At 70.1% G+C, this 12,640-nt stretch carries 10 protein-coding genes; all 10 read right to left on the bottom strand.

What is annotated here, in order from left to right; all coding sequences use genetic code 11:
- Window positions 1-25: 25 nt before the first annotated feature.
- The 10 genes from GA0115234_RS17210 to GA0115234_RS17165 all read right to left on the bottom strand — a co-directional run bounded on the left by GA0115234_RS17210 (window position 26) and on the right by GA0115234_RS17165 (window position 12,611).
- Window positions 26-1,951: a TIGR03960 family B12-binding radical SAM protein gene (locus tag GA0115234_RS17210; protein ID WP_093542585.1), complete on the bottom strand. Its 1,926-nt coding sequence runs from the start codon at window positions 1,949-1,951 to the stop codon at window positions 26-28.
- A gap of 50 nt (window positions 1,952-2,001) precedes the next feature.
- Window positions 2,002-3,522 carry a CYTH and CHAD domain-containing protein gene (locus GA0115234_RS17205; RefSeq protein WP_093542583.1) on the bottom strand — a complete coding sequence of 507 codons (1,521 nt, stop codon included), beginning with the start codon at window positions 3,520-3,522 and terminating at the stop codon, window positions 2,002-2,004.
- 51 nt (window positions 3,523-3,573) lie between these two features.
- Entirely contained in the window at window positions 3,574-4,764 is a 1,191-nt protein-coding gene (gene rodA / locus GA0115234_RS17200) for a rod shape-determining protein RodA (protein ID WP_093542581.1), read from the bottom strand.
- The gene (mrdA, locus tag GA0115234_RS17195; protein WP_093542579.1) at window positions 4,764-6,929 is read right to left on the bottom strand and encodes a penicillin-binding protein 2; all 2,166 of its coding nucleotides are present in this window, start codon (window positions 6,927-6,929) and stop codon (window positions 4,764-4,766) included. Before mrdA ends, rodA begins: the two co-directional genes overlap by 1 nt.
- A gap of 61 nt (window positions 6,930-6,990) precedes the next feature.
- Window positions 6,991-7,653 carry a rod shape-determining protein MreD gene (mreD, locus tag GA0115234_RS17190; protein ID WP_093542577.1) on the bottom strand — a complete coding sequence of 221 codons (663 nt, stop codon included), beginning with the start codon at window positions 7,651-7,653 and terminating at the stop codon, window positions 6,991-6,993.
- Window positions 7,654-7,664: 11 nt separating this feature from the next.
- On the bottom strand, window positions 7,665-8,717 hold the full coding sequence (gene mreC / locus GA0115234_RS17185; RefSeq protein WP_093542576.1) for a rod shape-determining protein MreC: 1,053 nt from the start codon (window positions 8,715-8,717) through the stop codon (window positions 7,665-7,667).
- A gap of 180 nt (window positions 8,718-8,897) precedes the next feature.
- Entirely contained in the window at window positions 8,898-9,917 is a 1,020-nt protein-coding gene (locus GA0115234_RS17180; protein WP_093542574.1) for a rod shape-determining protein, read from the bottom strand.
- Window positions 9,918-10,205: 288 nt separating this feature from the next.
- Entirely contained in the window at window positions 10,206-10,619 is a 414-nt protein-coding gene (ndk, locus tag GA0115234_RS17175; RefSeq protein WP_072483627.1) for a nucleoside-diphosphate kinase, read from the bottom strand.
- Window positions 10,620-10,715: 96 nt separating this feature from the next.
- Window positions 10,716-11,075 (bottom strand): DUF4233 domain-containing protein, encoded by a 360-nt coding sequence (locus tag GA0115234_RS17170; RefSeq protein ID WP_093542573.1) that lies wholly within the window; start codon window positions 11,073-11,075, stop codon window positions 10,716-10,718.
- 3 nt (window positions 11,076-11,078) lie between these two features.
- Window positions 11,079-12,611, bottom strand: a complete 1,533-nt coding sequence (locus GA0115234_RS17165) for a bifunctional tetrahydrofolate synthase/dihydrofolate synthase (protein ID WP_093542571.1) — start codon at window positions 12,609-12,611, stop codon at window positions 11,079-11,081.
- Window positions 12,612-12,640: the final 29 nt, after the last annotated feature.

Here is a 12,640-nt window from a genome sequence, read left to right as displayed (position 1 = left end):
GCTGTCACCAACCCGGCCGCGGCGGCTACTTCACCACCGACAGCGGCAGCAGCTTCTTGCCGGTCGGGCCGATCTGGATGCTGGTGTCCATCTGCGGGCAGACGCCGCAGTCGAAGCAGGGGGTCCAGCGGCAGTCCTCGACCTCGGTCTCGTCGAGTGAGTCCTGCCAGTCCTCCCAGAGCCAGTCCTTGTCGAGGCCGGAGTCCAGGTGGTCCCAGGGCAGGACCTCCTCGTAGGTCCGCTCGCGGGTGGTGTACCAGTCGACGTCCACGCCGTACTCGGGCAGCGCCTTCTCGGCGGCGGTCATCCAGCGGTCGTAGCTGAAGTGCTCGCGCCAGCCGTCGAAGCGGCCGCCGGACTCGTAGACCGCGCGGATGACGGAGCCGACGCGGCGGTCGCCGCGCGAGAGGAGGCCCTCGACGATGCCGGGCTTACCGTCGTGGTAGCGGAAGCCGATGGAGCGGCCGTACTTCTTGTCGCCGCGGATCTTGTCGCGGAGCTTGGTGAGCCGGGCGTCGGTCTCCTCGGCGCTCAGCTGCGGGGCCCACTGGAACGGCGTGTGCGGCTTGGGCACGAAGCCGCCGATGGAGACGGTGCAGCGGATGTCGTTCTGGCCGGAGACCTCGCGGCCCTTGGCGATGACGTTGACCGCCATGTCGCCGATCTGGAGCACGTCCTCGTCGGTCTCGGTGGGCAGGCCGCACATGAAGTACAGCTTCACCTGGCGCCAGCCGTTGCCGTACGCGGTGGCGACGGTACGGATGAGGTCCTCTTCGGAGACCATCTTGTTGATGACCTTGCGCATCCGCTCGGAGCCGCCCTCGGGGGCGAAGGTGAGTCCGGAGCGGCGGCCGTTACGGGTCAGCTCGTTGGCCAGGTCCACGTTGAACGCGTCGACGCGGGTGGAGGGCAGCGAGAGGCCGATCTTGTCCTCGGTGTACCGGTCGGCGAGTCCCTTGGCGATCTCGCCGATCTCGGTGTGGTCCGCGGAGGAGAGCGAGAGCAGGCCGACCTCCTCGAAGCCGGTCGCCTTGAGGCCCTTCTCGACCATGTCGCCGATGCCGGTGATGCTTCGCTCCCTCACGGGGCGCGTGATCATGCCGGCCTGGCAGAAACGGCAGCCGCGGGTGCAGCCGCGGAAGATCTCGACGGACATCCGCTCGTGGACGGTCTCGGCGAGCGGGACGAGGGGCTGCTTGGGGTAGGGCCACTCGTCGAGGTCCATGACCGTGTGCTTGGACACGCGCCACGGCACGCCCGACTTGTTGGGCACGACGCGGCCGATGCGGCCGTCCGGGAGGTACTCGACGTCGTAGAAGCCCGGGACGTAGACGCCGCCGGTCCTCGCGAGGCGGAAGAGGACCTCCTCGCGGCCGCCGGGGCGGCCCTCGGCCTTCCAGGCGCGGACGATCTCGGTGATCTCCAGGACGGCCTGCTCGCCGTCGCCGATGACCGCGCAGTCGATGAACTCGGCGATCGGCTCGGGGTTGAACGCGGCGTGGCCGCCGGCCAGCACGATCGGGTCGTCCACGGTACGGTCGCGGGCCTCCAGCGGGATGCCCGCGAGGTCCAGGGCCGTGAGCATGTTGGTGTAGCCGAGCTCGGTGGAGAAGCTCAGCCCGAAGACGTCGAACGCCTTGACCGGGCGGTGGCTGTCCACGGTGAACTGCGGGACCTTGTGCTCACGCATCAGCTCTTCGAGGTCCGGCCACACGCTGTAGGTGCGCTCGGCGAGGACGCCCTGGCGCTCGTTGAGCACCTCGTAGAGGATCATGACGCCCTGGTTGGGGAGCCCGACCTCATACGCGTCCGGGTACATCAGTGCCCAGCGGACGTCGCATTCGTCCCACGGCTTGACGGTGGAGTTGAGCTCACCGCCGACGTACTGGATGGGCTTCTGCACATGCGGGAGCAGAGCTTCGAGCTGTGGGAAGACCGAATCGACAGACATCGCGCACTTTCGAGAGCCGGCAAGGGTGACCATCAAGCGTACCCCGATGCTCAGCCTCCCAGTGCCGCCCGCAGCTTCGCCCGGGACGCCCGCTCCCACACCTCCGGCAGCTCCCGCTCCCGGGCCTCGGCGGCCGCCGCCTCCCGCCCGTGGAGCACTCCCCAGGTGAAGGAAGGCTCCCCCGCCGCGTGCGCCTGGACGGCCAGGGTGCGCAGCGCCTCGCGGGCGACCACGCTGTCCTGGTGGTCGCCGAGGAGGCTCTGTACGGCCTTCATCCGATTGGCGAACCGCTTGGCGGGCCTGCCGAGCGCGGGCCGGGCCGCCTCCGCCGCGTACCGGGCGCGTTTGGCCGCCTTGCGGGCCTCGTGCAGGGCCACGTCCCGGTCGTGGCCGGGCGGGAGCTCCAGGGCGTGGCCGACGCGGGCGGCGAGGCGGCGGTACTCCTTCAGCACGGCGCGGGGCAGCGCGCGCCCCGGGGCGCGCGAGGCGGCGGGCAGCAGGGGCGGGGCGGCGAGCAGGGTGTCCAGGCTCTCCAGGAGTGCCAGGTACCGCTTCCCGTCGAGCACGGCGACGGTACGGCGGCGGGAGCCGTTGCGGCGGGCCACCGACCAGATCCGGAGCCGCCCGCGGACCGGGCCGAGGACCAGGGTGCGGGGCAGGCCGTCGAGGCGGGCGCGCAGCCGGGCGTCGAGCACTTCCTGGTCGCGGTCGATGCCGAGCTCGGCGGCCAGCCACTTCAGCTCGTCGCCGACCGGGTCGGTGACGCCCCGGTCGAGGATCTTCCGGTACGTCCGCAGCACGCTGCGCAGCCTGCGGGTGGCGACCCGCATCTGGTGCACGGAGTCGGGCAGGTCGCGGCGCACGGCGGGGTCGAGGGCGACGATCGCCTCGGCCTGGTGCCGTACGTAAGCGAGGACGTGGTCGCCCGCGGTGCGCGGCCGGGGCCTGTCGGCGGGGCTCGTACTCCGCTCCGGCGCGGTCTCGGCGAGTGCCCTGGCCAGCTTGGACGGGGAGGCGGACGGGCGGATCCCGGCCTTGCCCAGCCGGTGCTCCACGGCGTCGAGGAAGGCGGGGTCGCCGTCGTCGGCGAGTTCGGCCTCGATCTCGGTCCAGGCGGCCGTGGCGCCGCCGCCCGTCAGCCGTTCGGCCCGCACCCGGTCGACGCTGATCTCGGCGAGCAGGGCGCCGTCGGCGTCGAGGAGGTGGTGGACGTCGCGGGCGGAGAGCAGCCGGACGACGGGGACGAGGGCGCGGTCGCGGACCCGGGAGCGCAGCAGCCCCGCGAAGGAGCGCGGCAGGGTGTCGGAGAGGGGTTCTCGCAGCTCGTCCCGGATGCCGGAGGCGACCGGGAACTTGAGGTGCCAGCCGGCGTCGCCGCCGCCGGTGCGGCGGCGCAGGGTGAGGGAGTCCGCCGCGAGCCGGAGGTCCTCGGTGTCGTAGTAGACGGCGTCCAGTTCGGCGACGCCGAGGTGGGCGACCGCGAAGACCCCGGCCACCCGGCTCAGGTCCGGGAGCCGGGTCTCCGTGGTGGCTTCGTACTTCCGCTCGATCTCACGCTTCGAGTCCGCCATGACCCGAATCTAGACGTGTTGTCCGCGCATGGGCAGTGCTCGCGTACCGGCTCAGGCGCTTATCGGCCGTTGCACCCTGATCGACTGGAGCAGCCCGACGGCCACCCAGACGGCGAACATCGAGGACCCCCCGTACGACACGAACGGCAGCGGGAGCCCGGCGACCGGCATGATGCCGAGCGTCATCCCGATGTTCTCGAAGGCCTGGAAGGCGAACCAGGCGATGATCCCGGCGGCGACGATCGTGCCGTACAGCTCGGTCGTCTCGCGGGCGATCCGGCAGGCGCGCCACAGGACGACGCCGAGCAGGACCAGGATCAGCCCGGCGCCGAGGAAGCCGAGCTCCTCGCCCGCGACGGTGAAGACGAAGTCGGTCTGCTGCTCGGGGACGAACTGGCCGGTGGTCTGGGTGCCGTGGAAGAGCCCCGTCCCGGAGAGGCCGCCGGAGCCGATCGCGATACGGGCCTGGTTGGTGTTGTAGCCGACGCCCGCCGGGTCGAGCGCGGGGTTGGCGAAGGCGGCGAACCGGGCGATCTGGTACTCGTCGAGCAGACCGAGCTGCCAGATCGCGATCGCGCCGGCCACGCCCGCGCCGAGCAGGCCGCCGATCCAGCGGTTCGACGCGCCGGAGGCGAGGAGCACACCGAGCACGATGACGACCATGACCATCACGGAGCCGAGGTCCGGCATGCCCATGACGACGGCCATCGGGACGGCCGCCAGGCCGAGGGCCTTGGCGACGGTCCGGTGGTCGGGGTGGAGCTGGTCGCCCGCGTCGACGCGCTCGGCGAGCAGCATCGCCATGATCAGGATGATGGTGATCTTGGTGAACTCGGACGGCTGGAGCGAGAAGCCGCCGCCGATGATGATCCAGGCGTGCGCGCCGTTGACGGTGGCGCCGAGCGGGGTGAGCACCGCCAGCACCAGGATCACCGAGAGCCCGTAGAGGATCGGGACGGCGCCGCGCAGGGTGCGGTGGCCGAGCCAGATCGTGCCGACCATCAGGGCGAAGCCGATGCCGGTGTTGAGGGCGTGCCGGAAGAGGAAGTAGTACGGATCGCCGTGGGTGAGCGAGTCGCGCCCCCGGGTCGCCGAGTAGACCAGCAGCGAGCCGATGAAGGAGAGCGCGAGCGCGGACCCGAGCAGCGGCCAGTCCAGTTTGCGTACCACGGAGTCGCGGGCGGTGAGTTTGCCCCAGGCGGAGCGCTCGGGAGCGTACCGCTGGACGGAGAAGCCTGCCATCAGTCGCGCCTCCCCAGGGCCGCGGCGAGGGTCTGTCCGTCCGGGGCCGGTGACGGGGCGGGACGGTAGGGCTTGATCTCCGGGGACTCGATCGAGCCGTCCTGCTGGATCTTGGGCAGCGACTTCTGCGGAGTGGGCAGCAGCGCCTTCTTGAGGTCCTGCTTGCCGGAGGCGTCGAGGCCGTAGAGGGAGTCGAAGATGTGGCGCACGGCGGGCCCGGACGCACCGGAGCCCGTACCGCCCTGGGAGATCGTCATGACGACCGAGTAGTCCTTGGTGTATGTGGCGAACCAGGAGGTCGTCTGCTTGCCGTAGACCTCGGCCGTACCCGTCTTGGCGTGCATCGGGATCTTGTCCTGCGGCCAGCCGCCGAACCGCCAGGCGGCCGAACCGCGGGTCGCGACGCCCGCGAGGGCGCCGTCGATCTCGTTGCGGGTCTTGCGGGTGAAGGGCAGCTTCCCGTGCGACCTGGGCTTGATCTCCTGGACGCTCTTGCCGTCGCCGCTGACGATCGCCTTGCCGACGGTGGGGTCGTAGAGGGTGCCGCCGTTGGAGATCGCGGAGTAGATGGTGGCCATCTGGATCGGGGTGACGAGCGTGTCGCCCTGGCCGATCGAGTAGTTGACGGAGTCACCGGCGCGCATCTTGTCGCCTTCGAGGCAGTTCTCGTACGCGATCTGCTCGACGTACGTGCCGCCCTTCTTGCCCTGCTTGCACCAGGCGTCCTTGTTCGCCTTGAAGAAGTCCTGCTTCCACTTGCGGTCGGGGACGCGGCCGCTGACCTCGTTGGGGAGGTCGATGCCGGTCTCCTTGCCGAGGCCGAACTGGTGGGCGGTCTTGTAGAACCAGTCGTTGGGGTGCTTCTTGGGGTTCATCCCGCCGTCCTTCAGCCACTCCTTGTGCGCGATGCCGTAGTACACGGTGTCGCAGGAGACTTCGAGGGCCCGGCCGATGGTGATGTCGCCGTAGCCCTGGGACTCGAAGTTCTTGAAGGTCTGTCCGCCGACGTTGTACGAGCTGGGGCAGGGGTAGCTGCCGTTGAAGGGGTAGCCGGCGTTGACCGCGGCGGTCGAGGAGATGACCTTGAAGATCGAGCCGGGGGCGGCCTGGGCCTGGATGGCCCGGTTCAGCAGCGGGAAGTTGGAGTTCTTGCCGGTGAGCTTGGCGTAGTCCTTGGCGGAGATGCCGCCGACCCAGGAGTTGGGGTCGTAGTCGGGCAGCGAGGCCATCGCGACGACGCGGCCGGTCCTGGCCTCCATGACGACGACGGCGCCGGAGTCGGCCTTGTAGTTCTCGCCGGTGTTCTTGTCGAACGACTGGCGGGCCACCTTCATGGCGTCGTTGAGCTCGTACTCGGCGACGGCCTGGACCCGGGCGTCGATGGAGGTGACGACGCTGGAGCCGGGCTCCGCCTCGTCGTTCTTCGCCTGGCCGATGACCCGGCCGAGGTTGTCGACCTCGTAGCGGGTGACCCCGGCCTTGCCCCGCAGCTCCTTGTCGTAGGTGCGCTCCAGGCCGGAGCGGCCGACCTGGTCGGAGCGGAGGTACGGCGAGTCGGTGTTCTGGGCCTTGGTGATCTCCTCGTCGGTGACCGGCGAGAGGTAGCCGAGGACCTGCGCGGTGTTGGCCTTGCCGGGCGCCGCGTACCGGCGTACGGCGGTGGGCTCGGCGGTGATGCCGGGGAAGTCCTCGGCGCGTTCGCGGATGGTGAGGGCCTGCTGGGTGGTGGCCTCGTCGGTGACCGGGATCGGCTGGTACGGCGAGCCGTTCCAGCAGGGCTGCGGCGTCTTGGAGTCGCAGAGCCGGACCTTGTCGAGGACTTCCTTGGGCTTCATGCCGAGGACGTCGGCGAGCCGGGTCAGGACGCTCTTGCCGTCGTCCTTCATCTTCATCAGCTCGGTGCGGCTGGCGGAGACCACCAGCCGGGTCTCGTTGTCGGCGAGGGGCACGCCGCGCGCGTCGAGGATCGAGCCGCGGACGGCGGGCTGGACGACCTGCTGGACGTGGTTGTTCTTCGCCTCGTCGCTGTACTCCTGACCGTTGCGGATCTGGAGGTACCACAGGCGCCCGCCGAGGGTGAGCAGCAGGGAGAAGACGAGGACCTGGATGACGACGAGACGGATCTGGACCCGCTGGGTCCGGCCGGTCTCGGGGATGTTGGTCACGGGGCGCCCCCGGTGGTGGTCGGGGCGGAGGTGCGCGGGGTGTCCCGGCTCTGGTGCGGACTCACAGTCGCTTGACCCCCTTGATGCGTCCGGCGCGGGCCGCGCGGTTGCGGGCGGCCTTGACGCGCAGTCCGCCGCGCTGGCTGCCGATCCGCAGTCCGGTGCCGGAGGCGAGCCAGCCCGCGGCCACGTCCCCGCCGCCGGAGGTGTCGGCGAGCGGGTCGTTCACGGTGCGTCTGGCGACGGCCATGACCAGGGGTACGACGAAGGGCGCGAGGAGCAGGTCGTAGACGGCGGCGGTGAACAGCAGGCTGCCGAGGCCGACATGACGGGCCGCCGTGTCCCCGACGAGCGCGCCGACCAGCGCGTACAGCAGGGTCGAGCCGATCGCCGCGGCGACGACCCCCAGCATCGGGACCATCGCCGACTTCAGCTGCCCGTTCTCGGGCTTCGCCAGCCCGGCGAGGTAGCCGATGACGCAGAGGACCAGCGCGTAGCGGCCGGCGGCGTGGTCGGCGGGCGGTGCCAGGTCTGCGAGGAGTCCCGCGCCGAAGCCGATGAGGGCGCCGCTGACGTGCCCGTACACGAAGGCGAGGGAGAGGACGACGAGAAGCAGCAGGTCGGGCACGGCGCCGGGGAGCTGGAGGCGGGCGAGCACGGAGACCTGGACGACGAGGGCGACGACGACCAGGACCACGGAGAGCAGAATCCGGTTCAGACGCATGGGAATCAGCTCTACCTCTGCTCGTTGACCGCGGTGCCGGTGTCCGGTGTGGTGTCTTGAGTGCCGTTCGGGTCGGGGTTGTTGCTGGGGTCCGGGCTCTCGTGGATGTTCCCGACGACGTTTCCTTCGGGGTCGACGATGTCGCCGTTGGGCGAGATCGTGACGGTGACGGTGGGCGTGGGCTTCGGCTTGGCGGGCTTGGCCGGCGGCTTCGGCAGGACCATGTCACGGGGGTCCTCGCGCGGGGCCTGGACCACGACGCCGACGATGTCGAGCTTGGTGAAGCCGACGTACGGACGGACGTAGACGGTACGGGTGAGGCCGCCGCCGGACGGGTCGACCCGGACGACCTCGCCGACCGGGACGCCGGGCACGAAGGGCTTGTCCTTGCTGGAGCCGAAGGTGACGAGCCGGTCGCCCTTCTTCACCTTGGCCTTGCCGTTGAGGAACTGGACGGACAGCGGCCGGGAGCCCTGGCCGGTGGCGAAGCCGAGTTCGTCGGTCTTCTCCATCCGGGTGCCGACGGTGAAGTCGGGGTCGTTGGCCAGGAGCACCGTGGAGGTGTCCGGGCCGACGGTGGTGACCCGGCCGACCAGGCCGTCGCCGTTGATGACGGTCATGTCGCGCTTGATTCCGTCGTTGGAGCCCGCGTCGATGGTGACCGTCCAGGAGAAGCCCTGGGCCGCTCCTATGGCGATGACCTCGGCGCCCTTGATGCCGTACTGTCCGGCGGCCGACTTCTTCAGCATCCGGTCGAGCTCACGGACCCGGTTGCGGTTGCGGTCGTCGCTGCCGAGCTTCGTCTTGAGCGCGGCGTTCTGCTGTTCCAGCTCGGCGATCCGGTTGTGCCGTGTCCCGGAGTCGCGTACCGCCCCTATGGCGTTGCCCACCGGGTCGACGGCTGCCGCGACGCCGTTCTCCACCGGCCCGAAGGCCGCTGCGGCGGCCCGCCGGGCGCCGTCCACCGGTGACTCCTCGCCCCCGCGGATATCCACCGTGATCAAAGCGAACGCGATGGCGATCAGCAGCACCAGGAGCAGCCGGCTCTCTCGTGTGTCCCTCACGTGCGGCGGCCGTGCCTTCCTCGTCGGAATATTCGTGCCTGTATATCAACGATCGGCCGTACGGAGCGGCAGCGTTCCGTACGGCAGACCGCCGTGTTGTTCACCCGCGGGATCGTTCACCCGCAGCGCCGTTCACCCGCGGGGCCGTTCACCCGCAGCGCCGTTCACCTGCGGGGCCGTTCACCTGCGGGGCTGGGCGTCCAGTACCTGCTGGAGGGCCTCGAACTCCTCGACGCACTTGCCGGATCCGAGGGCCACCGAGTCCAGCGGGTCCTCCGCGATGTGGATCGGCATGCCGGTCTCGCGGCGCAGCCGCTCGTCCAGCCCGCGCAGCAGCGCGCCGCCGCCGGTGAGGACGATGCCGCGGTCCATGACGTCGCCGGAGAGCTCCGGCGGGCACTTGTCGAGCGTGGTCTTCACGGCGTCGACGATCGCGTTGACCGGCTCCTCGATGGCCTTGCGGACCTCGGCGGCCGAGATGACCACGGTCTTGGGCAGCCCGGAGACCAGGTCGCGGCCGCGGATCTCGGTGTGCTCTTCCTTGTCCATGTCGTACGCCGAACCGATCGTGATCTTGATCTGTTCGGCGCTGCGCTCGCCGAGGAGGAGCGAGTACTCCTTCTTGACGTGCTGAATGATCGCGTTGTCCAGCTCGTCACCGGCGACCCGGATGGACTGGGCAGTGACGATTCCGCCCAGCGAGATGACCGCGACCTCGGTGGTGCCGCCACCGATGTCGACGACCATGTTGCCGGTGGCCTCGTGGACCGGCAGCCCGGAGCCGATGGCCGCCGCCATGGGCTCCTCGATGATGTGCACCTGGCGCGCACCGGCCTGCGTCGACGCCTCGATGACGGCGCGTCGCTCGACTCCGGTGATGCCGGAGGGCACACAGACGACGACCCGCGGGCGGGCCAGGTAGCGGCGCTTGTGGATCTTCAGGATGAAGTAGCGGAGCATCCGCTCGGTGATCTCGAAGTCGGCGATCACGCCGTCTTTCAGGGGCCGTACGGCAACGATGTTGCCCGGTGTACGCCCGATCATCTTCTTGGCCTCGGAGCCGACCGCCAGGATGCCGCCGGTGTTGGTGTTGATGGCCACGACGGACGGCTCGTTCAGAACGATGCCGCGCCCCCTGACGTACACCAGCGTGTTGGCAGTCCCGAGGTCGATAGCCATGTCACGGCCGATGAACGACATTGAGTTCCCCTTGTTCCCCATGAGGATGCGTCGGGCCTTCCAAGAAAGCGATATGGCTTGTTCTGGTCGGCGAGGTGAGCGCGGCGGGCGTGGAAGATTCCATCGTAGTGCTGCAATGACGGACACCGCGCGAGGGTCCTTCGCCATTGTGGGCGGAACGGGTGGCCGTTCCACTCATGGTGACGTTACGTCGGAGGGATGCGTTCCCGCGATCCCGGACCCTATACCGAAGGGCGACCGAATTAATTCGGTCGCCCCAGGACTGAGCGCTGTTCGGCCGATAGCGGGTCAGGCGATTCCGGGGAAGAAGAGCTTCAGTTCCCGCTCCGCGGACTCCTCGGAGTCCGAGGCGTGGATGAGGTTCTCCCGGGTGATCGTGCCGAAGTCACCACGGATGGAGCCCGGCGCGGCGGCGATCGGGTCGGTGGGGCCGGCCAGCGTACGGATGCCCTCGATGACCCGCTCGCCCTCGGCGACCAGCGCCACGATCGGGCCGGACTGCATGAACTCGACCAGCGGCTCGTAGAACGGGCGGCCGACGTGCTCGGCGTAGTGCTGCTCCAGCGTGGCGCGGTCGAGGGTGCGCAGCTCCAGTGCGGTGATCCGCCAGCCGGCCTTGCGCTCGATCCGCCCGACGATCTCGCCGACCAGTCCGCGCCGGACAGCGTCGGGCTTGAGGAGAACGAGGGTGCGCTGGGTCATGGTGTGCGGCTCCTTGCAGGCATGCGGGTGCGGTGAACCGAGGCTACAGGGGTACGGAGCCGGGCCGGCGCCCGGGTTTGGCCACCGGACGGCGGGTCAGCGGGCGGCCGGTGCCTCGGCCGCCTCCTGCGCCGCCGCCCAGCGGGCCTTCGCCTCGTCGATCTTGCGGCCGTAGTGCACCGAGGCCCACCACAGGCCGGCGAAGACCACGCCGAGGATGAACATCATCGGGACGACGAAGCCGCTCAGCACCAGGGCGATCTGGAGCACCCAGCCGAGCTGTACGCCGCCGGGGCGGGTGATCATCCCGCAGAGCAGTACGGAGAGCAGCATGCCGATGCCGCAGACCGTCCAGACCGTGGCATGGGTCAGATCGTCCGACTTCATGGCGACGAGTCCGGCGAAGCCGATCACGAAGAACTCGCCGATCAGCGTGGATGCACAGAGCGTACGCATGGGTCAGCGCCTTCCCAGAAGCAGCCGGGCCTCGCCGACCGTGATCACGGAACCGGTCACCAGGACACCGGCGCCCGCGTACTCGTCCTCCTCCTCGGCGAGGGTGATCGCCGCCTCCAGGGCGTCGTCCAGCCGGGGCTCCACCTGGACGCGGTCCTCGCCGAAGACCTCGACCGCGAGGGCGGCCAGCTCGTCGACGTCCATCGCGCGGGGGGTGGAGTTCTCCGTGACGACGACCTCGGCGAAGATCGGCTCGAAGGCTTCGAGGAGTCCCTTGACGTCCTTGTCGGAGCTGGTGCCGACCACTCCGATCAGCCGGGAGAAGCCGAACGCCTCGGAGATCCCGTCGGCGGTGGCGCGGGCGCCCGCCGGGTTGTGCGCCACGTCCAGGACGACGGTGGGGCTGGAGCGGACGACTTCGAGACGGCCGGGGGAGATCACCGAGGCGAAGGCCCGGCGGACCGTGTCGACGTCGAGCGAGCCGGGCTGCTCGGCGCCGATCCCGAAGAACGCCTCCACCGCGGCGAGCGCCACCGCGGCGTTGTGCGCCTGGTGGGCGCCGTACAGCGGGAGGAAGACCTCGGTGTACTCGGTGGCCGCGCCACCGAGGCCGCGCAGCGTCAGCAGCTGCCCGCCGACCGCGATCTCGCGCGAGACGACACCGAACTCCATGCCCTCGCGGGCGACCGTGGCGTCGACCTCGACGGCCTTCTTCAGCATGACCTGAGCGGCGTCCACCGGCTGCTGGGCCAGGACGACCGTGGCGCCCTGCTTGATGATCCCGGCCTTCTCACCGGCGATCTCGGCGGGCGTGGTGCCGAGGCGGTCGGTGTGGTCCAGCGAGATGGGGGTGACGACGGCGACCGAGGCATCGATGACGTTCGTCGCGTCCCAGCTGCCGCCCATGCCGACCTCGACGACCGCGACGTCGACCGGTGCGTCGGCGAAGGCCGCGTAGGCCATGCCCGTCAGCACCTCGAAGAAGGAGAGCCGGTACGGCTGCTGGGCGTCGACCATCTCCACGTACGGCTTGATGTCCTCGTACGCCTCGATGAACCGCTCGGGGGCGATCGGGGAGCCGTCCAGGCTGATCCGCTCGGTGATCGACTGGACGTGCGGCGAGGTGTAGCGGCCGGTGCGCAGGTCGAAGGCGCCGAGCAGCGCCTCGATCATGCGGGCCGTGCTCGTCTTGCCGTTGGTCCCGGTGATGTGGATCGAGGGGTAGGCGCGCTGCGGATCACCGAGCACGTCCATCAGCGCGGCGATGCGCGCGACAGACGGCTCCAGCTTGGTCTCGCCCCAGCGTCCGGCGAGCTCCTGCTCCACGGCGCGCAGCGCCTTGTCCACCTCGGGGTCGGCGGGGCGGGCCGGGACCTCGTCGCCCTGCGGCGGCCCGGAGCGGGTGCGCAGCGTGCGGCTCCCGGCCTCGATCACCGCCAGGTCGGGGTCGCGCTGGGTCTCTTCGTCGACGATCTCCGCGAAGGCGTCGTCGGAATCGGAGGGGTCGTGCCGGTCGGAAGGGCGGGGCTCACTCACGGGGCCAGTCTACGGATGGGCACGGACAT

The sequence above is a fragment of the Streptomyces sp. DvalAA-43 genome, from assembly GCF_900091725.1.
Lineage (GTDB): Bacteria > Actinomycetota > Actinomycetes > Streptomycetales > Streptomycetaceae > Streptomyces > Streptomyces pulveraceus.
Note: the sequence above shows the minus strand (reverse complement) of the source record. Positions and strands in the feature narration are given on the sequence as shown.

Coding starts and splice junctions, on each gene's coding strand:
- ndk (WP_072483627.1), bottom strand. CDS start 10,619: ATGACCCAGCGCACCCTCGTTCTCCTCAAGCCCGACGCTGTCCGGCGC.
- GA0115234_RS17210 (WP_093542585.1), bottom strand. CDS start 1,951: ATGTCTGTCGATTCGGTCTTCCCACAGCTCGAAGCTCTGCTCCCGCAT.
- rodA (WP_093542581.1), bottom strand. CDS start 4,764: ATGGCAGGCTTCTCCGTCCAGCGGTACGCTCCCGAGCGCTCCGCCTGG.
- GA0115234_RS17180 (WP_093542574.1), bottom strand. CDS start 9,917: ATGTCGTTCATCGGCCGTGACATGGCTATCGACCTCGGGACTGCCAAC.
- GA0115234_RS17205 (WP_093542583.1), bottom strand. CDS start 3,522: ATGGCGGACTCGAAGCGTGAGATCGAGCGGAAGTACGAAGCCACCACG.
- GA0115234_RS17170 (WP_093542573.1), bottom strand. CDS start 11,075: ATGCGTACGCTCTGTGCATCCACGCTGATCGGCGAGTTCTTCGTGATC.
- mreD (WP_093542577.1), bottom strand. CDS start 7,653: ATGCGTCTGAACCGGATTCTGCTCTCCGTGGTCCTGGTCGTCGTCGCC.